This window comes from Paractinoplanes durhamensis, assembly GCF_016862175.1.
Lineage (GTDB): Bacteria > Actinomycetota > Actinomycetes > Mycobacteriales > Micromonosporaceae > Actinoplanes > Actinoplanes durhamensis.
In genome coordinates, this window is the sequence record NZ_BOML01000071.1 from 62188 (window position 1) to 83778 (window position 21591).

The 21591-nt window shown below is 71.0% G+C and carries 24 protein-coding genes; 10 read left to right on the forward strand and 14 right to left on the reverse strand.

Annotated features, from left to right (window positions below):
• Window positions 1–6: 6 nt before the first annotated feature.
• The 8 genes from Adu01nite_RS41515 to Adu01nite_RS41550 form a co-directional block, all read right to left on the reverse strand.
• A complete protein-coding gene (locus tag Adu01nite_RS41515; RefSeq protein WP_203734855.1) occupies window positions 7–1320 on the reverse strand; it encodes an alpha/beta fold hydrolase in 1314 nt (437 codons plus the stop codon).
• A complete protein-coding gene (locus Adu01nite_RS41520; RefSeq protein WP_239133114.1) occupies window positions 1317–2210 on the reverse strand; it encodes a branched-chain amino acid ABC transporter permease in 894 nt (297 codons plus the stop codon). The genes Adu01nite_RS41515 and Adu01nite_RS41520 overlap by 4 nt, the downstream gene beginning before the upstream one ends.
• A 176-nt stretch (window positions 2211–2386) precedes the next feature.
• On the reverse strand, window positions 2387–3229 hold the full coding sequence (locus Adu01nite_RS41525; protein WP_203734857.1) for a branched-chain amino acid ABC transporter permease: 843 nt from the start codon (window positions 3227–3229) through the stop codon (window positions 2387–2389).
• Window positions 3229–3885: an ABC transporter ATP-binding protein gene (locus Adu01nite_RS41530; RefSeq protein WP_203734858.1), complete on the reverse strand. Its 657-nt coding sequence runs from the start codon at window positions 3883–3885 to the stop codon at window positions 3229–3231. The genes Adu01nite_RS41525 and Adu01nite_RS41530 overlap by 1 nt, the downstream gene beginning before the upstream one ends.
• Entirely contained in the window at window positions 3882–4655 is a 774-nt protein-coding gene (locus Adu01nite_RS41535; RefSeq protein WP_239133115.1) for an ABC transporter ATP-binding protein, read from the reverse strand. The genes Adu01nite_RS41530 and Adu01nite_RS41535 overlap by 4 nt, the downstream gene beginning before the upstream one ends.
• Window positions 4652–5833 (reverse strand): ABC transporter substrate-binding protein, encoded by a 1182-nt coding sequence (locus Adu01nite_RS41540; protein ID WP_203734859.1) that lies wholly within the window; start codon window positions 5831–5833, stop codon window positions 4652–4654. The genes Adu01nite_RS41535 and Adu01nite_RS41540 overlap by 4 nt, the downstream gene beginning before the upstream one ends.
• Before the next feature lie 60 nt (window positions 5834–5893).
• Window positions 5894–6958, reverse strand: coding sequence for a lysylphosphatidylglycerol synthase transmembrane domain-containing protein (locus Adu01nite_RS41545; RefSeq protein ID WP_203734860.1), 1065 nt, complete (start codon window positions 6956–6958; stop codon window positions 5894–5896).
• A gap of 85 nt (window positions 6959–7043) precedes the next feature.
• Window positions 7044–7478, reverse strand: a complete 435-nt coding sequence (locus Adu01nite_RS41550) for a universal stress protein (protein ID WP_203734861.1) — start codon at window positions 7476–7478, stop codon at window positions 7044–7046.
• 196 nt (window positions 7479–7674) lie between these two features.
• Here Adu01nite_RS41550 and Adu01nite_RS41555 point away from each other — a divergent pair, with 196 nt between their 5' ends.
• Window positions 7675–8265, forward strand: a complete 591-nt coding sequence (locus Adu01nite_RS41555) for a hypothetical protein (protein WP_203734862.1) — start codon at window positions 7675–7677, stop codon at window positions 8263–8265.
• Between the two features lie 5 nt (window positions 8266–8270).
• Here the strand turns inward: Adu01nite_RS41555 and Adu01nite_RS41560 are convergent, their stop codons facing one another.
• A complete protein-coding gene (locus tag Adu01nite_RS41560) occupies window positions 8271–9095 on the reverse strand; it encodes a MurR/RpiR family transcriptional regulator (RefSeq protein WP_203734863.1) in 825 nt (274 codons plus the stop codon).
• Between the two features lie 69 nt (window positions 9096–9164).
• Between Adu01nite_RS41560 and Adu01nite_RS41565 the strand changes: the two genes are divergently transcribed.
• Window positions 9165–10169 carry an ornithine cyclodeaminase family protein gene (locus Adu01nite_RS41565; protein WP_203734864.1) on the forward strand — a complete coding sequence of 335 codons (1005 nt, stop codon included), beginning with the start codon at window positions 9165–9167 and terminating at the stop codon, window positions 10167–10169.
• Complete coding sequence (locus Adu01nite_RS48255) at window positions 10166–12076, forward strand: aromatic amino acid lyase (protein WP_239133116.1); 1911 nt, start codon at window positions 10166–10168, stop codon at window positions 12074–12076. Before Adu01nite_RS41565 ends, Adu01nite_RS48255 begins: the two co-directional genes overlap by 4 nt.
• Here Adu01nite_RS48255 and Adu01nite_RS41580 read toward each other — a convergent pair.
• Window positions 12033–13025, reverse strand: coding sequence for a LacI family DNA-binding transcriptional regulator (locus tag Adu01nite_RS41580; protein WP_203734865.1), 993 nt, complete (start codon window positions 13023–13025; stop codon window positions 12033–12035). The two genes, Adu01nite_RS48255 and Adu01nite_RS41580, sit on opposite strands and share 44 nt — an antisense overlap.
• A gap of 109 nt (window positions 13026–13134) precedes the next feature.
• Between Adu01nite_RS41580 and Adu01nite_RS41585 the strand changes: the two genes are divergently transcribed.
• Together Adu01nite_RS41585 and Adu01nite_RS41590 are read left to right on the forward strand one after the other, a co-directional pair.
• On the forward strand, window positions 13135–14019 hold the full coding sequence (locus tag Adu01nite_RS41585; RefSeq protein ID WP_203734866.1) for an amidohydrolase family protein: 885 nt from the start codon (window positions 13135–13137) through the stop codon (window positions 14017–14019).
• The gene (locus Adu01nite_RS41590; protein WP_203734867.1) at window positions 14016–14516 is read left to right on the forward strand and encodes a cysteine dioxygenase; all 501 of its coding nucleotides are present in this window, start codon (window positions 14016–14018) and stop codon (window positions 14514–14516) included. Before Adu01nite_RS41585 ends, Adu01nite_RS41590 begins: the two co-directional genes overlap by 4 nt.
• Here Adu01nite_RS41590 and Adu01nite_RS41595 read toward each other — a convergent pair.
• Window positions 14499–15935: an aromatic amino acid lyase gene (locus Adu01nite_RS41595; RefSeq protein WP_203734868.1), complete on the reverse strand. Its 1437-nt coding sequence runs from the start codon at window positions 15933–15935 to the stop codon at window positions 14499–14501. The genes Adu01nite_RS41590 and Adu01nite_RS41595 overlap by 18 nt on opposite strands.
• Before the next feature lie 113 nt (window positions 15936–16048).
• Between Adu01nite_RS41595 and Adu01nite_RS41600 the strand changes: the two genes are divergently transcribed.
• The 4 genes from Adu01nite_RS41600 to Adu01nite_RS41615 are packed head-to-tail and all read left to right on the forward strand — an operon-like array spanning window position 16049 to window position 19323.
• On the forward strand, window positions 16049–17062 hold the full coding sequence (locus tag Adu01nite_RS41600) for an ABC transporter ATP-binding protein (protein ID WP_203734869.1): 1014 nt from the start codon (window positions 16049–16051) through the stop codon (window positions 17060–17062).
• The gene (locus Adu01nite_RS41605) at window positions 17059–17709 is read left to right on the forward strand and encodes an ABC transporter permease (protein WP_203734870.1); all 651 of its coding nucleotides are present in this window, start codon (window positions 17059–17061) and stop codon (window positions 17707–17709) included. The genes Adu01nite_RS41600 and Adu01nite_RS41605 overlap by 4 nt, the downstream gene beginning before the upstream one ends.
• Window positions 17706–18368, forward strand: coding sequence for an ABC transporter permease (locus tag Adu01nite_RS41610; protein WP_203734871.1), 663 nt, complete (start codon window positions 17706–17708; stop codon window positions 18366–18368). Before Adu01nite_RS41605 ends, Adu01nite_RS41610 begins: the two co-directional genes overlap by 4 nt.
• 19 nt (window positions 18369–18387) lie before the next feature.
• The gene (locus Adu01nite_RS41615) at window positions 18388–19323 is read left to right on the forward strand and encodes an ABC transporter substrate-binding protein (protein WP_203734872.1); all 936 of its coding nucleotides are present in this window, start codon (window positions 18388–18390) and stop codon (window positions 19321–19323) included.
• Between the two features lie 55 nt (window positions 19324–19378).
• Here the strand turns inward: Adu01nite_RS41615 and Adu01nite_RS41620 are convergent, their stop codons facing one another.
• Both Adu01nite_RS41620 and Adu01nite_RS41625 read right to left on the reverse strand, forming a co-directional pair.
• Window positions 19379–20269: a helix-turn-helix domain-containing protein gene (locus Adu01nite_RS41620; RefSeq protein ID WP_203734873.1), complete on the reverse strand. Its 891-nt coding sequence runs from the start codon at window positions 20267–20269 to the stop codon at window positions 19379–19381.
• Window positions 20270–20307: 38 nt separating this feature from the next.
• Window positions 20308–20562, reverse strand: coding sequence for a hypothetical protein (locus Adu01nite_RS41625; RefSeq protein ID WP_239133117.1), 255 nt, complete (start codon window positions 20560–20562; stop codon window positions 20308–20310).
• A gap of 286 nt (window positions 20563–20848) precedes the next feature.
• Here Adu01nite_RS41625 and Adu01nite_RS41630 point away from each other — a divergent pair, with 286 nt between their 5' ends.
• Entirely contained in the window at window positions 20849–21007 is a 159-nt protein-coding gene (locus Adu01nite_RS41630; RefSeq protein ID WP_203734874.1) for a hypothetical protein, read from the forward strand.
• Between the two features lie 27 nt (window positions 21008–21034).
• On the opposite strand, the gene Adu01nite_RS41635 is transcribed toward Adu01nite_RS41630, so the two are convergent.
• On the reverse strand, window positions 21035–21487 hold the full coding sequence (locus Adu01nite_RS41635; RefSeq protein ID WP_239133118.1) for an ATP-binding cassette domain-containing protein: 453 nt from the start codon (window positions 21485–21487) through the stop codon (window positions 21035–21037).
• Window positions 21488–21591: the final 104 nt, after the last annotated feature.

Consider the following 21591-nt stretch of genomic DNA (forward strand, 5'->3'; position numbering starts at 1 on the left):
GGACGATCAGCGGTGACTGACCAGCAATCCGGGCCGGAAGCCAACGAACGCCGGGGAGTCACCCAACCCTAGATCCAGAGCTGCCTGTTGCAGACCACGCGTGGTCACCGAGCCGTCCCAACGGCCGGTGGCCACGCGTTTTTCTGCTGCCTGGATCGCGGCGAGGTATTCGGACGGGACGAACGCGCAGTGCCCGCGCCGGGCCACGAACGCCTGCCGCAGCAGCGGACCGGCGGCCTGCTGGGCGTAGCGGTTCTCGTACTCGACCGGCGCGAGCTGGTCGTAGAGCGTGTGCATGGTCAGCATCGGCACGCCGAGCCGCCCGGTGACGGTCGAGGTCCGCCGCAGCGAGGCCATCGCGGCACGGTCGGCCCGGGTGGACGCGTGCCGGGTGAGGTCGGCAAGATCCGCGCGAAGATCAACTCCGGCGGCGCGATAGAGAGCGCGGACCGTGTCGTAATAGGGCGATCGGGCCAGCAGTGCGGCGTAGTCCACGCCCACGTTCCAGGACGAGTTCCCGCCCGCGCTCAGCTCGATGAAATACCGCGACGGCATGATGAACGGCAGCGTGGCGACCAGCCAGTCGTACTGGGCCTGCGCGATCCCCTCGGCGTCAGTCGGCGGCACCGGCTGGGCCGAAGACCAGGTCGGCATGTTGAGCAGGGCGGTGCCGAGGGCGACCCGGGCCCGCCCGGCGGCGGTGCCCCGGGCGGCGGTGGCCACCGCGGCGAGCTGCCCGGCGGCGGCCGCACCCTCGGCCGGGCTCGCGTAGCCGACGAGCGGGATGTCCGCCGACGGCGCCAGCAGCCGGGTGAGCGCGTACTCGCCGTCGAGCTGGTAATTGTTCAGATCGAGGCCACCGCCGAGCAGGCCGCAGGCGGAGACCACGGCGTCCAGCCGGTGCCCGGCCCGCTCGGCCTCCTGGGTGCTGATCAACCCGCCCATCGACTGGCCGAGCGCGATCGTGACCCGCGGCCGCCCGGCCAGCGCGGACACGGCGGCCAGGGTGGCGAACTGGTCCCGCGCTGCGCTCTGAAGGGCCCACAGCGAACCGTTCGGGTCATAGGAGGAGCCGGCCAGCGCGTAGCCGCGGTCGAGCAGGACCTGCTTGGTCGCCGGGTCCGGAGCGTCGGCCGGGGCGAGCGATCCGAAACCGTGGCTGAACAGCAGCAACGTGCCGTTCCAGGGCGACGGCACGTCGGCGATCCAGGTGGCGCCGTCGGCGAGGGTGCCGGAGTGGTGGGTGGCGGCGGCGCGGGCGGGTGCGGCGGGCAGGACGATCAGGACGAGGGTGGCGAGCAGGGCGGCGAAACGCTTCACGACGACCTCCGCAGGGTGGGGACGATTCCCTTGGGGACGAACAGCACGACGGCGATCAGGAGCAGCGCATACACGGCATACGAGAGGACGCTCGGCGCGTAGCTGGGCATGCCGGGTTGAGTGGCCAGGGTGGTGAGCAGCTGCACCACCACGGTGATCAGCGCCGCCCCGAGCAGGGCACCGCCGATGCTGCCGAGACCCCCGACCACGGCCATCACGACGTACTCGATCGACAGCAGGACCGGGAAGGAACCCGGCGCGAGGTAACCGAGGAAGAACGAGTAGATGCCGCCGGCGAGGCCGGCGAAAGCCGCCGAGACGGCGAAGACCAGCAGCCGGTACGCCCCGACGGGTACGCCGCTGGCCTCGGCCGCTGTCTCCCCGGTGGCCAGCGCGCGCAGCCCCCGCCCGACGCGCGAGCGCACCAGCCGATGGGCGATCAGGCTGACCAGCAGCACCCCGGCCAGCACCAGATAGGCGTAGTCGAGGTCGGCGTCGAGCTCGAACCCGCCGATCGACAGATAGGGCAACCCCTGCAGGCCGACCGCGCCACCCGCCCAATCGGCGTCACCGAGCACGGACAGCAGGATCAACTGCAGCGCGAGGGTGGCGAAGGCGAGCTGGTGACCGCGCAGCCGGAGGATGGGCACGCCGACTCCAGCGGCGGCGAGCGCCGCCACGATCGGGGCGGCGAGGAGGGCGAGCAGCGGCGGCGTGTGGTGCAGGGCAAGAAGACCCGAGGTGTACGCCCCGATCGCGGTGAACGACGCCTGCCCCAGCGACACCTGCCCGGCATAGCCCATCAGCAGCGACAGTCCGACCACCGCCATGGCCGACAGTCCGAGCAGGACGAACGTGGTGAGCTGCCCCGGCGCCAGCAGCAACGGCACCGCACTCACGATCAGCGCGCCGGCGATCCACCACCACCTAATGCCGTCCTGCCTTGAGGAGAAAAGCGAAGACCAAAAAACGCGATCATGACGCTCGCTTCGCTCGGTCATGCCGCCCTTCCTTGAGGAGAAAAACGAAGACCAAAAAACGCGATCATGACGCTCGCTTCGCTCGGTCATGCCGCCTCCAGCACGCCGCGCCGCCCGGCCCGCGCCACCAGCACGGCCAACATGAAGATCAAGGCCACTTCCGACTGGTACGAGGTGGAGAGGTACCCGCCGACCAGCGCCTGCACGACGCCGAGCAGAAGACCACCGGCGAGAGTGAGCGCGGGGCGGGTCAGGTTGCCGAGGATGGCGGCCGAGAACCCGTTCACCACCAGGGCCACGTCGCTGTCGAACGACACCTGCTGCACCGGCGTGATCAGCACCCCCGCCAGCCCGCCGAGCGCACCGCCGACGGCGAACGCGAGCAGGCCCATCCGCAGCACGTCGATGCCGACGATCCGGGCCGCGTAGGGGTCGGCGGCGGTCGCGGTCAGCGCCCGGCCGAGGTCGGTGCGGGCGAACAGCAGCGCGGTCGCGGCCAGCACGACCGCGGTCACCCCGATGATGAGCAGGTAGTGCGTCTGGACACCGCCGGTCGAGCCGGCCAGCCCGGCGAACGACCGCGGCTGGTCACCCCAGAACAGAATCTCCACCGCGTACGCGAGGACGCCGAGCCCGAGCGTGACGATCAGCGCGGTCTGCGGGGTCGTTCCGGGTTTACCGGTGGCGACGAGCCCGCAGAGCAGGCCGATCAGGCCGGCCACCAGCACCGCCAGGATCTCGGCGAGGCCGTGCGGCAGGCCGGCGCCGAGCAGCGTGGTGACGGTCAGCGCGGCGAGGACGGCGAAGCTGCCCTGGGCGAAGTTGACCACCCGGGTGACCCGGTAGATGACCACCAGGCCGCTGCCGGTCAGCGCGTAGGCGCAGCCGATCCCGACCCCGGTGACCAGGTATTGGAGGAGCTCGGCCATCACGCCTCCAGGCCCAGGTAGGCGGCGGCCACGCCGGCGCTGCCGGCCAGCTCGGCGGACGGTCCCTCGGCGACGACCCGGCCCGCTTCCAGCACGTACGCCCGGGAGCAGAGGTCGAGGGCGAGCCGCGCGTTCTGTTCGATGAGCAGCACCGCGAGCCCTTCGGCGTGCCGGTCGCGCAGGTGCCCGGCAAGGGTTTCGACGACCAGCGGCGCCAGGCCGAGCGACATCTCGTCGATGACCAGCACGTCCGGCCTCGCCATGAGAGCCCGGCCGAGCGCGACCATCTGCTGCTGCCCGCCGGAGAGCCGCCCGGCCGGCCGTTTCCGCAGCGGCACCAGCTCAGGCAGCAGCTCGTAGATCGGCCCGGTGTCCCGGCCTTTCCGGTCGCGCCAGGCGCCGAGCCGCAGGTTGTCGTCGACGGTCAGCGGCGCGAACAGGTGCCGTCCTTCCGGGACGAGCGCGAGCCGCCCGGTCGTGGTGACCCGGCCGGCGGCCGGCCGCAGGATGCCGAACAGCGTGTTGACCAGGGTGGACTTGCCGGCCCCGTTCGGCCCGATCAGCGCCACCATCTCGCCGTCCCGGACCTCCAGGCTGACCTCGTCGAGCGCGGTGGCGACGCCGTAGCGCACGGTCAGGCCCTCGACCTCGATCATGGCGGACCGCCCAGGTAGGCGGTGATCACGGCCGGGTCGGTGCGGATCTCGGCGAACGTTCCGCGGGCGATGACCCGGCCGAGGTCGAGGACGGTCACCCGGTCGGCGAGCCGGGCCACGAACGCGACGTCGTGCTCGACCAGCAGGATGGACAGTCCCTCGCCGCGCAGCTGCTCGATCAGGCCGGCCAGCGCGGACCGCTCCGGGCCGCGCAGCCCCGAGGCCGGCTCGTCGAGCAGCAGCAACCGCGGGCCGCCGCAGAGCGCCCGGGCCACCTGCAGCGCCCGCTGCTGGCCGAGCGGCAGCGCGTCGGCCGGCCGGTCGGCCCACGCGGTGAGCCCGGCCCGGTCCAGGGCCCGGGCCGCCAGCTCGCGGATCTCGGCCTCCTCCCGCCGGTGCCGCGGCAGGCCGAGCACGGCGGCGACCGGCCCGGCCCGGGTGACCGCGTGCGCGCCGACCATGACGTTCTCGGTGACGGTCATGCCGCCGAACACCGGCGAGTCCTGGAAGGCGATCGCGATCCCCCGCCGGGCCCGCCGGTGCGGGGCGAGCCGGTCGATGCGCTGGCCGTCGTAGCCGATCGTGCCGGCGGTCGCGACCAGCTGGCCGCCGATGAGTTTGAACAGGGTGGACTTGCCGGCGCCGTTCGGGCCGATCACGGCGTGCGTCTCGCCCGGCGCGACGTCGAGGTCGACGTCGCGCAGGGCGTGGACGCCGCCGAACCGCCGGGTGGCGCCGGTGACGGTGAGCAGTGCGGGCACCGCGGTCACCCGCCGGCAACCGCGGTCAGCTTGCTCCTGGCCCAGTCGGTGGCCTCGAACTTGCCGCCCTTCACCACGTTGATCGAGATGTAGTCGGCGGTCAGGCCGGCATGGTCGGTCGCGGAATAGTGGTAGGTGCCGTTGGGCGTGGTCAGCGTCAGGCCCTCGAACGCCTTCTGGATCTTCTCCGGTTCGGTGCCGCCGGCCGCCTTGATCGCCGCGGTGAGCAGCTTGAACCCGGTGTAGCCGTCGGCCGCGAACTGCGGTGGTGGATAGCCGTGCGCGGCGGTGAACGGCGTGGCCAGCTCGTCGATCGCGGTCTTCTGCGCACCGGCCGGCAGTGCGTCGCCGACCACCGCGATCGAGCTGGCCACGAAGACGCCCTCGGCCGCGGCCCCGGCCGGCTTGAGCCAGAGCGTGCTGGCCTGGGCGCCGGTGAACATCAGCGGCAGGCCGGCGCCGGCCGCCGTGTACTGCTTGGCGAAGGCGACCGCGGGCGCGCCGGTCGCCCAGACGGTGAGGGCCTGCGCGCCGGAGGTCTTGATGTTGTTGATGACCGCGCTGAACTCGGTGGTGGACGTCTGGAACTGCTCGCCGGCGACCAGGGTGATGCCGTACTGCGCGGCCTTGGCCTCCATGCCGGCCGCGCCCGCGTTCGCGTACGAGCTGCGGTTGTCGTGGGCGACGGCGACCTTGCTGATCTTCTGGGCCTGGTAGTACTGCAGGATCCGGTCCGCGTAGGTCGCGGAGGTGGCCGGCACGACGAAGACGTACGGATGAAGGGGCTTGATCTGCTCGTCGGCTGGGGTCAGCGAGACGTAGGGAATTTTGGCCCGGTCGACCTGCGGGATGGTGGCGAGCGCCGAGTTGGAGAACGGCGACCCGATGACCGCGACCACCTCGTTGCCCTTGAGCTCGTTGAAGCTGAGCACCGACTGCTCGGGCTGGCTCTTGTCGTCGCGGACGATCAGCTCGACCTTGCGGCCGAGCACGCCACCGGCGTCGTTGAGCTGCTGGACGGCCAGCTCGACGGATTTCTTGTCCTCGCTGCCGAGGGGTGCGTAGTTACCGGTCAGCGAGACGATCAGACCGACCTTGAGCGTTGCGTCGTCGCCTTTGTCGTCCGTGCTGCAGGCGGCGGGGAGCAGGAGCAGGAGCGCTGCGAATGAGGCGGTGAGACGTCGCATGAGTACCTCCGTGTACTCAGGAGCGTGTGCCGCCAAAGCTAGGCGCGAAAGTGACGGCCGTCAATAAATTGCCGACATCGCGGCAGATGCCGCTACGACTCGGGCCGGCTCCTCCTTGACGGGGGCGGGGGCCGGCCGCCGCCGGAGACGCAGCCAGGAGAGCCAGCCGATGCCGATGATGAAGCCGAAGCTGATGATGCGGTAGAGGACCACCGTGGCGACCGCGGCCGAGGTGCCGGCGCCGCCGGCCAGCAGGCCGAGGATCAGGGCGCTGTCGATGATGCCGAGGCCGCCGGGGACGATCGTGATGGTGCCGGCCGCCATCGCCGCGCAGAACGCGAGCAGCACCGCGGTCAGGCCGGCCGGCTGCTCGCCGATCGCCCGGAAGCACAGCCACAGGCAGAGCGCGTCGAGCAGCCAGTTGAGCACGGCGAGCAGGGCCGCGGCGGCACCGCGGCCGGGGGTCAGCCGGGCGGCACGCAGCTGGTCGAGGAAGCCGCGGATCCGGTCGTGGCCGTGCTGGGCGGGCCGCCGCCGCAGCCGGTTGATCCAGGCCAGCGGGGTGCGCAGCAGCGCCTCGGCGATCTCCGGGCGCTTGGCGACGCGGCGTACGCCCAGGGTGAGCAGCACCGCGGCGACCAGCAGCGCGGCCAGGTCACCCCACTCGGCGGCGCCGCCCGCGGCGAGCGCGCTGCCGACGGTGACCACGGCCAGCGCGGCGCCGGAGAGGATGCCGCTGAGCGCGATGGTCCAGGACGCGACGGCCGGGCTGGCGCCGAAGCGGCGCATCTGCTGGTAGTTGAGCTGGGTGGAGAACGCCGGGCCGCCCGGGAGGGTCTCGTTGAGCGAGTGCGCGGCGTAGGCCAGCCGCACGTTGTCGATCAACGGCGGCTTCACACCGGCCGATTGCAGCAGGTGGCGCTGCATCCGGGCGTAGGCGCCCATCGAGGCCAGCGCGGCGCCGACCGCGAGGGCGAGCCAGCCCAGGTGCGGGGTGCGCAGCTGCTGCAGGGCGCCGGCCAGCGAGGACCAGCCGAGCACGAGCTCGGTGGCGAGCAGGGCGACCACCGCGACGATCCCGGCGGACCGGAGCCATCGGCGGCGCCGAGTGCAAAGTGACGTCATCCGCCTGCCCCTAACTGCTTGTCAAGCAATTATTGCTCAACGCGCAGTTTTGCTCAATGGGCAGGCTTGTGACGTGGAGCGCAGGTCAGGGCACTACGGTGACCGGCCAGCGGCCGCAACGGGTGAGCTTGCCGGACAGGGAACCGGCGATCCGGTGCAGCGCCTGGGCGGAGCGGCCGACGATCACCGCGTCGGCCTGGATCTCCCGCGCCACGGCCAGCAGCTCGGCATAGGGCTCGCCGTGCCGGACGACCAGCCGCGCATCGACATCCAGGGTCAGGCCGGCCTCGATGACGGCGCGCAGCTCCTTCTCCACGTCGTCGTGGGTCTCGATCAGTGTGGTGACGGCGCCACCGCCGGCGTCCGCGAGCGGCAGGAGCAGCGGCGGAAGCGAGCGGACATAGACGGCGACGAGCTTGCAGCGCTGCCGCCGGGCGAGGCCCATGGCGTACGCGATGGCGCGCATCGAGGACGTCGAACCGTCGACGCCGACCAGGATCGCACCGGGACCGTCATGCATGTCATCCCCCGCTCGGGAGGCTCTCCGTTCCCCGAACAGTATCGCGACGGTAACCGTTCAGCAATACTTTGATGCTCAGTGCGAAACCTTTCTCACCGGGCACTTTGGCCCTGGTGTGCGGGGGTCGCACAAGCATCGATCATGACGGCACGAAGGTAGGAGCACAGGCGGTGATCGATTGCCTACCGTCCTTCTCATGAAGAAGCAGATGACGGTGCTGGCGCTGGCCGCAACGACACTCGTGATCCTGGCCGGCTGCAACGACGCCGCATCGCCCATCGCTACCAAGACCGTCGCCGCCACCGCCGGCGACAACCCCTCCATCGACAGCTCCCCCGTCGAAACGACCGCGACCACCTCCGCGGCCGAGACGCCGAGCGCGAAGCCCGCGTCGACCACCTCTTCGAAGCCGAAGACGACCACCAAGCCCACGCCGACGGCTTCCACGACGGCGTCCGGGCCGACGATCGTCTCGTTCAAGGTGGTGCAGAAGCCCAAGTGCGCCGAGGGCACCGCGGTCTTCCGGGCCAAGGCCGTCCCGGCCATCATCAAGTGGAAGATCACCGGCGCGACCAGTGCGGCACTCAGCGTCGACGACCCGACCAACACCCCCGGCACGTACGGTCCGGAAGAGCTCTCCGGGACCGAGACCTTCGAGTTCAGCTGCGCCGGCCCGGTCGGCTCGGTCGAGAAGCACACCTACGCGATCTGGGCCCTCGGCGACGGCAAGCAGCGCTCGAAGACCATCACCGCCACCGCCAAGATCCTGGACAACGGCACCAACTAGGTTCCTCAGCCCTCGTGGACCCATCGGTCCACGAGGGCTTCGTGTGCCTCCAGGCGTTTCTGGGTCCGCTTCGGATCAGTACGGGCGATCGCGTCCAGCAGGCTGATCGCCAGCACCGTCACCGCCGCGTGCGAGTCGAAGACCAGGTCGGTGCCGACCGGCGCGACCAGCAGCACGTCGGCGTCCTGGGCGAACGGCACCAGCGCCGAATCGGTCACCACCACCGTCTTGAGTCCGAGCTGCCGGGCCAGGCGAAGGGCGCCGACGGTGGCCGCCGGGTAGCGCGGCATCACGAACACCAGCAGCGCGCAGCCTTTTTGCTGCCGCAGCTCGAGAACACTGTCATCCGCGGTGCTCGCATCGGTGCAGACGGCCACGGCGGGCAGCAGCCGCCGGGCGAAATATCCGAAATATTGGGCTAAGGCGGCCGAGGCTCGCAGCCCGAGCACACCAATCGGCCCCCCGGCCAGCAGGCGCACCGCCTCCGGGAACCGGTCGCCGTCGAGGACCCGCTTCAGGCTGTCCAGGTTGATGATCTCCTGGTCGACCGCGGACGACTCGTGCCGGCCCGGCCTCGGGGTCGCGCCGGCCCGGTCGGCCAGCACCGCATCCCGCAGCGCGGACCGGAACTCGGGGAAGCCGGCGAAGCCCAGCGCGGTGGCGAGCCGGGTGACGGTGGGCTGGCTGACCCCGGTCTGCTCGGCGATCTCGATCGTCGACTTGAACGCCACCTCGGGAAACATGCCGAGCATGCGCTGCACGATCTGACGCTGGGTCGGCGAGAGCCGGTGCTGTTGCGCCAGCGCGAGAAGCCAGTCCTCCGCGCCCATCCGGCTCCCTCCGCCAGCGCCTTCGCGAACCTGAATAACTTGAAACACCTAGGCTATAGGGTGCATGTCATGATTCACCTTCGCTTCCTCTCCGGGGCGGACGTCGACGACCTGGCCATCACCGACGCGGAGGTCATCGCCGCCGTCGAGTCGGTGGTCGGCGCCCACGGCCGCGGTGAGACGGTCTTCGAGCCGCGCACCCACCTGGTGCCGGACAACGGGGGCGCGGGCCACTTCAACATCCTCCGTGGACACGTCTCCACGCTCGGCGAGCACGGCCTGAGCGGGGTGAAGGTGGTCGGCGACTTCGTCCCGAACTACCTGCGCGGCCTGCCGAGCGAGCTGGCCCTGATGACGGTCTACGACCCGACCACCGGCGTACCCCTGGCAATCATGGACGCCACCCTGATCACCGAGGTCCGCACCGGCGCGATGACCGCGGTCGGCGCGAAATACCTGGCCCGCCCGGATGCGAAGGTCCTCGGCCACGTGGGCGCGCGCGGCACCGCCTTCGCCAACGTGACCATGCTCGACAGCCTCTTCCCCCTGGCGGAGATCCGGGTGACGAGCCGCCGCCCCGAGTCCCGCGATGCCTTCGCGGCCCGCCTGCGCGAGGTGACGACAACCCCGGTGCGAGCGGTGGCGACGGCCGACGAGGCCTACGACCAGGCCGACATCCTGGTCGAGGCCTCCCGCCTGGAAAAGCCAATCCCACTTTTGCGTACGGCGTCCGTGCGCCCCGGCGCATTCGTCGTCCCGTACGGCACGGTCAGCGCCGTGGAACTGGACCTGCTCGACGTGATGGACAAGGTGGTGGTCGACGACTGGCGCGAGTCCCGTTCCGGCCGCTTCGGCGCCCTGCGCGCCCACGTGGACACGGGCCGCCTGACCGAGGAAAGCCTTTACGCGGAGATCGGCGAGATCGTCAGCGGCGCCAAGCCCGGCCGCGAAACCCCCGATGAGCGCATCCTGTTCTGGCACCGCGGCCTGTCCATCCTCGACGTGGCCCTGGCCCACCTGATCCTGACCAGAGCCGAGGCCGCCGGCACCGGCACGATGCTCCGCTACCGATGATCCGGATCGACCGGCCCGAGCAGCTCGACCGGACGGTGATCGCCGGCCTGGCCCGTGGCGAGTGCCGGATCGCCCTGACCCCCGACCTGCTCGCCACCCTGGCCGTAAGCCGCCGCGCCACCCTCGACGATCTGGAGGGTGACCAGCCCGTCTACGGCGTCAACACCGGCATGGGGGCGATGGCCGGCATCCGGCTGGACACCGAGGCCCAGGCCCGCCAGCAGAACACCCTGATGATCGGCCGGTCGGTAGGCTCGGCCCCCTGGCTGACCCGGCCGCAGGCCCGCGCCCTGCTGGCCACCCGCCTGCGCACCCTGCTGCACCCGGCCGCCGGCGCTTCGCCGTCCCTGTGCCTGCACCTGGCCGCCCTGCTGGACGCCGACGTGATCCCGGCGATCCCCCTGCGCGGCGGCGCCGCCGGCGAGATCATCCCGCTGGCCCACACCGGCGCCGTCCTGACCGGAATCGGCCAGGTCCTCGACAAGCACGGCGAGGCGGTCGACGCAGCCCCCGCACTGGCCGCCGCCGGCCTGTCCGCGCGCCCGTTCGAGGCGAAGGAGGGCGTCGCGTTCCTGGAGGGCGTCCCCGGCCTGACCGGCATGGCAGCACTCTTCGCCACCGAAACGCGCGGGTTGCTGGCACAGATCATCGTCGCGACAGCAACCGCCCACGCGATAATCGGCGCAAGCCACGACCCGCTGCACCCCGCCCTGGCCGACAGCGCCGAGTTGCAAGAAGTCCTGACGTCCCTACGCGCGTTGCTGACACCCCACCACCCACCCCACGCCGCCTCCGCGCACCCGATCTTGTCGAATCCCACACCGAGTCCGACCGAGACTCACCAAGATCGCGGAATGGCCGCCGCCCGCCAAAACGACGTAACCCCCACACACCTGATCTTGTCGAGTTCGGCACCAGATCGGACGGCAAGTCATCAAGATCGCCATCGGAGCGGGGGCCGCGGCGATGACGGGCTGCGAGAGGATGCCTCGCGGGAGTCGGGCGGGGCTGGGGGTGGGCGGGCTCTGCAGGCGCCGGTGTCGTTCCGGGTCACCGCGCCGGCCATCGCCGTGGCGCTGCGGGCGGTCGCCGACGTCGAGGCCGCCGCGGACCGGGCGCTGTCGGCGGTCACCGACTCCCCCGCGCACCTGGACGGGCGGTTCGTCGGCACCTTCGGCTTCGCCGGCACCGATCTCGCCGCCACGATCGGTGCCCTGACCACCGCCCTGATCCACCTCGCCGAGCTGGGCACGGCCCGGCTTCACCGGCTTCTCGACTCCACACTCACCGGCCTGCCGCGGCAGCTGTCCGACTCCCCCGGCCTGCACGCCGGGATGGTCACCGTGCACAAGCGAGCCGTCGGCGTGGCCCACCGGCTACGCCGCTTCGCCGCGCCGTCCCATGTCGGCGCGATGGAGACCTCGCTGGGCCAGGAGGACGTGCAGAGCTTCGGCTTCGAGGCAGCCGAGTGCCTCGGTGAAGCCGTGACCGGCCTGCGCGACGTGCTGGCCTGCGAACTCCTCGCCATCCACCAGGCCCGCCTGCTGGCCGCCACGCCGGATGGCCCGCGCCTCAGCCATCCCGAGGACCCAGTCGACAGCATGCCACCCAACTCCAGCGACGACGCGGCCAACCGCTTGGGCGACGGAACACCCGACAACTACGCTGGCGGCACACCCGAGAGCGCGGCCGGCAGCTTCCGAGGCGGCGTGCCCCGCGGCGCGGCCGACAGCGCCGGCGGTGGATCGGTGGGGCGTGGGCTGGGTGGGCTGAGCGGTGCAGCCTGGGGCGCACTTGATGAGGTCGCTGCGGTTCTTCCCGGTGGGAGTGGGGATCGGGCGTTCGGGCGGGATCTTGAGCGTGTTATTCGGCTGCTCGGGGCGGGCTGGTCGAGCCCCGGACGATGAGGTCGGGGCGGAACGTCGGGACTCCGTCGATCGAGCCCTCCAGCTGGCTCACGGCGGCCTCGACGATCGCGTCCTCGTCCCACGCCATCGTGGTCAGGCCCGGGTCGACCAGGGCGGCCAGCTGGTGGTCGTCGTAGCCGACCACCGACAGGTCGTCCGGCAGGCGCAGGCCCACGTCGCGGGCGGCCCGGTAGACCGCGAACGCCAGCGAGTCGCTCAGGCAGAACACCGCGGTGGGCCGGGCCGGGCCGGCCAGCAGGGCGGCGGCCACCTCGACCGCCTCGGCGGTGGCGGCGGGCGCCGCGATCTCGACCAGGGTGACCCCGATCGTGGCGGCCACCGAAGCCGCCAGGACCTGGGCCGGGCGGCCGGGGGTGGACGGCAGGGCGGGGGCGAGCAGGCCGATCCGCTGATGGCCGAGGTCGGCCAGGTGGGCCAGGGCGGTCTGGACGCCGTAGCGGTTGTCGAAGAGGACGCTGCCGGAGCCGGGCCGGGCGGTCAGCGCGTCGCCGATCGCCACCACCGCGACCTCGGGGCCGAGCAGCCGCCAGTAGTCGGCGGTCGGGTCGACCGGCGAGACCAGGGCGCCGTCCACGCGCTGGGCGGCGAACTGCTCGACGATCAGCCGTTCCTGCTCGGGGTCGGCATCGGCGTCGGCGATGGTCGCGTAGCGGCCCTGCCGGCGCAGCGCCCGGGTGAGCAGCACCGAGAAGTCCTGCTGCCAGAGGTCGCGCAGCGAGCCACTCACGCCGACCGAACCGGTCCGCCCACTGGCCAGCGCCCGGGCGATCGGGTCGACGGTGTAGCCGAGCTCGCCGGCGAGCTCGCGGACCCGGGCGATGGTGGCCGCGGAACCGCGGATGCCGCGCAGCGCGTAGGAGGTGGCTGCCAGGGAGAGCCCGGCGGCGTCCGCCAGGTCCTGCAACGTGCGTCGCTTCTCCCCCGACACCGGGCGAGAGTAACAGCCCAGAGCCTGAGAATGTCTTGCAGCCGTAACACGGAAGCGCTTCACTCGATGCATCTTGTGAAGCGCTTCCGGGGTGATCGAGGGACTAGCCATGACAGTCGACTGCCACCAGCACCTGTGGCCGCCGCGCTTCCTCGATGCCCTGCGCCGCCGGTCCGAGTTCCCGTTCATGCGCGGCTGGACGCTGTTCCTGCCCGGCGAGCCGCCCTACGAGGTGGACCCGGCGGCGCACGACCTGGCCGTCCGCAAGAGGGACGACGCCGACCTGGTGCTGCTGTCGCTGTCCAGCCCGCTGGGCATCGAGCACCTGCCCGGGCCGGAGGGTGCCGAGCTGATCGACGTGTGGCACGAGAGCGCGCTCGAGCTCGGCGCGAAGTTCCAGGTGTGGGCCGCCGCCTCGGTCGCCGGCCTCGACCCGGACGGCCTGGCCAAGGTGCTGCGCGAGGAGCGCATCGCCGGCCTGCAACTGCCCGCGACCGCCCTGACCGAGCCGGCCGCGATCGCCCGGCTGCGCCCCCTGCTCGACGAGGCCGAGCGCGCCGGCAAACCCGTACTCATCCATCCCGGCCCCGCTCCGGCCTGCGACCCGGGACTTCCTGGATGGTGGCCCGCAATGGTCCCGTACGTTTCGCAGCTTCATCAATCCTGGCTGGCCTGGCATGTCGCCGGCCGGCGGCAGCATCCGCGGCTGCGGATCGCCTTCGTCGCGCTCGCCGGCCTCGCCCCGCTGCACCACGAACGGCTCGGCGCCCGCGGCGGCGCCCTCGGCCCGCTGGATCCGAATGTCTTCTACGAGACCTCGTCCTACGGCACCCGGGCGATCGACGCGCTGGTCCGGGTGGTCGGCGTCGATCCGCTGGTGCACGGCTCCGACCGGCCGTATGCGGTGTCCACCGACCCGGAGCTCGGTCCGGCCTTCACGCACGCCCTGTTCACCGCCAACCCCCGGCGCCTGCTGACTGGAGATGCCCGATGACGACGACGGTCGCGCTGCCCGCTCTGCCCGGGCGTGTGTTGCGCATCCCCGAGCTGCGGCGCTATGTGACCGAGGTGGCCGGGCGCCCGGAGCTGTGGGAGCCGCTGGTCCGGCACGACACCGGCGGCCGGCACTACGCGTCGCTCTACCGCGACGGCGACATCGACGTGTGGGTGCTCTGCTGGAACCTGCAGGACGACACCGGCTGGCACGACCACGACATCTCGTCCGGCGCGGTCGCGGTGACCCGCGGCGCGGTCTCCGAGGCGACCCCGCGGATGGGCGGCACGCCGGTGACCAGGGTGGTCCGGGCGGGCCGCACCTTCGGCTTCGGGCCCGACCACATCCACCGGATGGCCGGCGCGGTCGACGGCTCGGTCTCGATCCACGCGTATTCGCCGCCGCTGTGGCGCATGGGGCAATACTCGATCACCCCGAGCGGGGTGCTGCGCCGCCGCGCGGTCAGCTACGCCGAGGAGCTACGGCCGCTCGACTAACGCGGCCAACGCCGGCAGCAGATCGGCCGCCCGGGAAAGGTCGACGCCGAGCGGGCGGTCCTCCATGCCCGGGTCGAGGGCCTTGCCGACCAGGTCGAAGGCCTCCCGGGCGGTGCCGTCGACGAGCCGGCCCGGTGCCATCCGCAACGCCCGCACCGCCGCGACCAGCTCGGCCGCGAGCAGGGTCGGGGCGAGCTCGGTCATCCGGCGCAGCGAGCGGGCGCCCTGGGTGGCGAAGCTGGCGTGCTCCTCCAGGCCGAGCGAGATGGTCAGGGTGCCGGCCGCGACCGCCTGCATGCCGACCCGGATCTCGGTGAGCAGGTCCTGCACGACGTACTCGCTGATCATCAGGCCGGAACTGCCGGTCGGGCCGTCGGCCAGGAAGGCCCGCAGACCGGTGAGGTCAGGGCGCATCAACAGGCCGAGCCGGGCCGACGAGAGCGACAGCACCGGCAGGAACGCGTTACGCACGGCGTCGAGGTGGGACGCCAGGGTGGCCGTGTGGAACTGCCCGTGGTGGTGCACGCCATGGGCGGTGACCAGCGGGTTCTCCACCGCGGCGTTCAGCTCGTCGGTGAGCACCTCGCGCAGCTCGCGGGCGGTGTGCAGGGCGGGCGCGGTCACCTGCGGCAGCACCCGGAGCCCGAACGGGTCCTGGATGCGCACCGGCGCCGCGCAGCCGGCCACCATGGCCCGCAGGCTCGCCGCCACCTCGGCCTGACACGGATGGGCGCGGGCCCGGTGCACGGCCGCGCCGTACGCCTCCGGATTGCCCCGCAGGGCGAGGAAGCTCAGCGCCGCCACCACCGTCGAGGCCTGCAGCTGGGTGGCCACCCGGTCGAGGGCGAGCGCGGCGGTCGCCACGGTGACCGCGCTGGAACTGATCATCGGGAGCGCGTCGGTGGCGTCGATCGTGGTGACCGGGCCGGGGCCGTGCCGCCACGGGCGCTCCCCGGCGAGGGTGAGCCCGAGTTCGGCGAGCGCGGCCAGGTCACCGGTGCCGATCGCGCCCCACGAGTGCATGGTCGGCACCGCCCCCACGTACAGCGCCTGAGCGAGCGCCTCGGCCACCGGCCGGGAAATGCCCGACCCACCGGCCAGGATCTGATTGAGTCGGGTGGTCATCGCCGCCCGGGCGGTCTCGTCGTCGACCAGCGGCCCGATCGCGGCGCAGTGGCTGCGTAGCAGGCGCAGACCGTGCCCGCCGTCCTCGCCGGTCGCCTCGTGCCGGTTGGCGCCGACCCCGGTGTTGGCGCCGTAGACCGCCCCGGCGGCGAGGGCGCCGCGCAGCATCGCGTGCCGCTGCTCGACGAGGCCGAGGGCGGCCGGCTCGACGGTGACGCCGGCCCGGCCGGAGGCGACCGCCACCAGGTCCCCGATCGTCAGACTGTGGCCATCGAGCCGGACTTTTACGTGCATAACAGCGTCACCTAGTTTCAGGAGCGTAAAGGCTAGGCTCCACCGTTTGACATCCTATTCACTACCCCTGAAGTATGAATAGCCATATTCACCGCAGCCGTCCTGGGAGTGCCATGATCACATTCGACGATGTCGTGAAGGTGTATCCCGGCGGCAGCACGGCCGTCGACCACCTCTCCCTGGAGCTTCCCACCGGCAAGATGACGGTGTTCGTCGGTCCGTCCGGATGCGGCAAGACCACCTCGCTCCGGATGATCAACCGGATGATCGAGCCGACCGCCGGCCGGATCCTGATCGACGGCAAGGACGTGGCCGGCCAGGACGAGGCGCTGCTGCGCCGCGGCATCGGCTACGTCATCCAGCACGCCGGCCTGTTCCCGCACCGCACCGTGCTCGACAACGTCGCCACCGTGCCGTTGCTGCTCGGCAAGAACCGCAAGGAGGCCCGCGCCGCCGCCCTCGACCTGCTCGACCGGGTCGGCCTGGCCCCCGAGTTCGCGTCGCGCTACCCCGCCCAGCTCTCCGGCGGCCAGCAGCAGCGGGTCGGCGTGGCCCGGGCGCTCGCCGCCGACCCGCCGGTGATGCTGATGGACGAGCCGTTCAGCGCGGTCGACCCGGTGGTGCGGGAGGGCCTGCACCGCGAGTTCCTGCGCCTGCAGAAGGATCTGGGCAAGACCATCGCAATGGTCACCCACGACATCGACGAGGCGATCAAACTGGGGGACGTGGTCGTCATCCTCCGCCAGGGCGGCAAGCTGGCCCAGGTCGGCACCCCGCAGGAGTTGCTCGACCACCCGGCCGACGAGTTCGTGGCCGAGTTCGTCGGTCGCGACCGCGGCCTGCGCAGCCTCTCCTTCGACACGGCGGCCGCGCTGCCGGTGAAGCCGCTGCCGGACGACCTGGTTCTCGACGACGCCGGCCGGCCCGAGGGCTGGCGGACCGCGGACGGGGTCCGGTCCACCGCCGGCACGTTCCTCACCAGCGACTCGCTGCGCCTGGTCACCGACCTGGCGATCATGTCGCCGGTCGGGATCGCGGTGCGGGTCGACGCGGAGGGCAAGGCCGACGGCGTGGTGCCGCACCACGACCTGGTCGACCACCTGGCGGCCCGCCGGGGGCAGAAGTGAGCACCTACCTCTCGAACAACTGGGACACCATCCTGACCGCGTTACGCCAGCACATCTGGCTCGCGCTGCTCCCGGTGGTGATCGGCTTCGTGATCGCGCTGCCGATCGGCTACCTCGGGGTCCGGTTCCCGTGGCTCTACCACCCGCTGGTCAACACGGCCGGGGTGCTCTACTCGATCCCGTCGCTCGCGCTGTTCGTGTTCCTGCCGGTCCTGCTCGGCACCAAGATCCTGTCGCCGCTGAACATCGTGGTCGCGCTGACCATCTACACGGTCGCGCTGCTCTCCCGCACCGTCGCCGACGGCCTGCGCTCGGTCGACGACATCATCGTGCAGTCGGCCACCGCGATGGGCTACCGCCGGCTCCGGCGCCTGACCGACGTCGAGCTGCCGGTCGCCCTGCCGGTCATCCTGGCCGGTCTGCGGGTGGCCACCGTCTCCAACATCAGCCTGGTCAGCGTCGGTGCGCTGATCGGCGTCGGCGGTCTCGGCCAGCTGTTCACCCGCGGCTTCCAGCTCTTCTACCTGGAGCCGATCATCGTCGGCATCGTCCTGTCGGTGGCCCTCGCGGGCCTCGCCGACCTGGCGATCGTGCTGCTCCAGCGGCTGGTCACGCCGTGGACCCGGTTCCAGGGGAGCGCGGCGTGAACCTCTCCTACCTGTTCGACGCGGCGCACTGGAGTCTCAGCACCGACGGCAGCATCCCGCAGCTGATCCTGTCCCACCTCTGGTACGTGGTGCTGGCCCTGATCATCGGCACGGTCATCGCGCTGCCGGTCGGGCTGTACATCGGGCACACCGGCCGCGGCTCGTTCCTGGCCATCAACGCCGGCAACGCCGGCCGCTCACTGCCCACCCTCGGCCTGCTGATGCTCATGGTCACCCTGCTCGGCCTCGGCCTCACGCCGGTGCTGATCGCGCTGACCGTGCTCGTCATCCCGCCCATCCTGACCTCGGCATACGCCGGCATGCGCACCCTCGACCGCCGGGTGGTCGACGCCGCCCGCGGGATGGGCATGCGCCCCTCGCAGGTGCTGCTGCGGGTGGAGCTGCCGATGGCGCTGCCGGTCATGATGAGCGGCTTCCGCAGCGCCGCCCTGCAGGTGGTGGCGACCGCGACGGTCGCCGCCGCGGTCGGCCTCAACGGCCTCGGCCGTCTCCTGATCGACGGCCTCGCCGTCAACGACTACTCGCGTGTGCTGGCCGGCGCCATTGTCGTCGCGGTGCTGGCGGTCGTGCTCGACCTGATCCTCGCGCTCGCGCAGCGCTGGATCGTCTCCCCCGGCCTGTCCGGCCGGTTCCGCTAGAAAGAAGAGGTCAACCCCCATGTTGCGTACGCGATTTGCCGGCGCCCTTGCCGCCGGCGTGACCCTGGCGCTCACCCTGTCCGCCTGCGGTGCGAACGACGACCCGCTCAGCAACGACGCCGGCGCCGGCAGCAGCACCGGGACGTCCACGGTGACCATCGGCTCGGCCAACTTCGCCGAGAGCGAGCTGCTCGGCGAGATCTACGCCCAGGCCCTGGAGGCCAAGCAGGTGCAGGTCAAGCGGCAGTTCAACATCGGCGCCCGGGAGCTCTACCTGAAGGCGCTGCAGGACGGCTCGATCGACCTGCTCCCCGAGTACAACGGGGCACTGCTGTCCGCACTGGCCAAGGGCGGCGCCCCCGAGGGCGTGAGCAGCCCCGACCAGGTGCTGACCGAGCTCAAGAAGGTGCTGCCGGCCGGCACCGCGGTGCTCGAGCAGTCGGCCGCCGAGGACAAGGACACGCTGACCGTCACCAGCGAGACGGCGACAAAGTACAACCTGAAGACCATCGAGGACCTCAAGCCGGTGGCGGACAAGCTCACCATCGGCGCCGGCCCCGAGTGGCAGGAGCGCTACCAGGGCCTCAAGGGCCTGGAGTCGCTCTACGGCATCAAGTTCAAGACCTTCAAGCCGCTCGACGCGGGCGGCCCGCTGACGGTCAACGCCCTGGTCAAGGGCCAGATCGACGTAGGCAACATCTTCTCCACGGACTCGTCGATCGCCACCAACAAGTTCGTCGTCCTGGACGACCCGAAGAACCTCTACCTGGCCGAGAACATCATCCCGCTGATCCGCACCACGGCGAACAACCCGACGGTCAGCGGCGCTCTGAACGCGGTGTCGGCCAAGCTGACGACCGAGAACCTGACCACCTACCTGGCCAAGGTCCAGGTCGACAAGCAGGACACCGCCGCGGTCGCCAAGGCTTTCCTCACCGAAAACGGCCTCGTCTGATCGATCCGTGCCGCCCGGGCTCTCCGCTCGGGCGGCACGGAACCGCCCCTTCGGCTCAACGGCGTTGGCCGCCGGGCGCCTGGAGCATGTCGATGTAGATCGCCTGGTACTTGTCCAGGATCGGCTCGATGTCGACGGCATGCTCCCCCAAGGCGTCGAAAACCTTGCGATAGCTCTCCACATCCTGGCGACTGCGCGAGACCAGGCCAGTGTTGTAAAGATCGACAACGACCACCTTGTCATCGAGCACAGTGAATCCGTGCAGCAAGGGAAAGGCTGCCGGTGCGCTGTCCGGGATGACGGCAATGCTGACATTGGCGCTGTTCGCGGCCACCTCGCGGATGTGCCTGATCTGGGCCAGCATCTCCACGGCCGGGTAGGTCCGGGGCTTCAGCGCGTCCTCGCCGACCACGAACTGGAATGACCTCGTTCGGTCGGCCAGCGCTTCTTGCCGCCGGACCCGTGCGGTGACCGCCGCCAACAGCGCCGCCTCGCCCGCGATGTCGGCCGCTACCGGCACGACACGCCGAAAAGTCTGAAAGACCGCCTTGGCGTAGCCGCTCGTCTGCAGCGGCCCTGGTATCAAGGCCGGCTCGAAGGTACGGACGTCGGTGGCCGCGAACTCCCAGTCTGCGAGCGTCTTCTGCTGGCCGGCGAGGCCGTTCATCGTCGGACGCCACTCGGTCATTCGATCGTGAGAGCGTTCGGCGCGGGTCATCAATGCATGGGCTTCGTCCTCGTCGGCCCCGAGTGCCCGAGCGATGATGCCGACGTCCTCCGGATCGGGAATGCCTCGACCGCGCTCGATCCGGGAAATCTTGGGCTGACTCATCCCCACCATGGCGGCGAGTTGGGCACCGGTATAACGCCTTGCCCTCCGCATCCTGGCCAGGGCGGCACCGACCGACTCATTCTCGTCTTCGGGGGTGCCGGAAACGACAGACATCTCGGCACCCCTTCGCTCCGATAAGGATCCTGGTCGGGTCAGGAAAGGTTACGAACGGCCTCGGTCAGTAGGTCGAGAGGAATCTCCACCAGCAACTCACCCTCGGGAACATCAATGCCCGCCCGCTCGGCCGGCACGGCGTACCCCTGCACCACCAAGGTGCCGGTGCCGCTCACGTACACCGTCGGGCAATTGCCGGCGGTGCAGAGGTTGGCCACTGGCCGTAGCGGGGTGAGCGAGGACGAAGTGAACTCGTGCCGCCCGGACTGTGCCTCTTCGAAGGTCTTATTCACGGTGCAACCATATTCAGTCAGCCAACCCGGTCAAGGACATACACGAAACAAGCGTAGGAGCAGCAGCCTCGTGGCAATATGCACACTACCCGCCTGCCACCTGGCCGAATTGATGGCCGAGATCCTTTGACTAACCGTGAATAACCGTGGAAAGTCAGTGACCGTGAATTGACACTCAGGGTAGTCAACCCGACTGCCCTTGGCGGAAATCATGATCGACAGGACACCACCGACCACCCCGCAGCCGGCTGAGCCGGCCACCTCCCCGGATCGTGCGATCCGGGTCGTGCTCATTCTGCTGGCCGCCGGAATCGTCAGTGGTGTTGCCGGATTGCTGTCACATGCAGCCGGCAACAACGTCCCCGGATCCATCCTCACCGGCGGCGGCGCCTTCGCCGGCACCGTCGGGGTGCTACTGGCCATTGCGCACTACACGAATGCCTAGCGCAGGACCGCGGCCTTGAGCCGCCGTTCAGCCCGGCAGGCGAGGCACGCTTTCGAGCAACTTCCTGGTGTACGGGTGGGACGGCGCCCCCAGAACCTGGGCCGTCCCGCCCTGCTCGACCAGGCGGCCGTGTTCCAGCACGGCGGTGTGCTCGCACAGCTCGGCGACCACGCCCAGGTCGTGTGAGACCAGCAGGATGGTCAGGCCTCGATCGGCCCACAAGGAGGCCAGCAGGTCCACTATGCGCACCCTGGTGGTCAGGTCGAGGGCGCTTACCGGCTCGTCGGCCAGCAGCAGGCGTGGTTTGCAGACGATCGCGCGGGCGATCGCGATGCGCTGGCGCTGGCCGCCGGAGAACTCGTGCGGGTAGCGGGTTGCCGCGTCGGTGGGCAGGCCGACGGCCTCCAGGGCCTCCTGCACGCGTGCCGGGTCGGCGCCCAGGCCCAGGCCCCGCAGCGGCTCGGCGACGATGCGGCCCACCCGGTGGCCGGCTGCCCGCTCAGCGCGGCGTCCGGATCGTCCGCACCCCAGCGTGTGTCGATCAGCGCCAGGTTCCCGGCCGGCGCGGTGACCGCGCTGCGGCG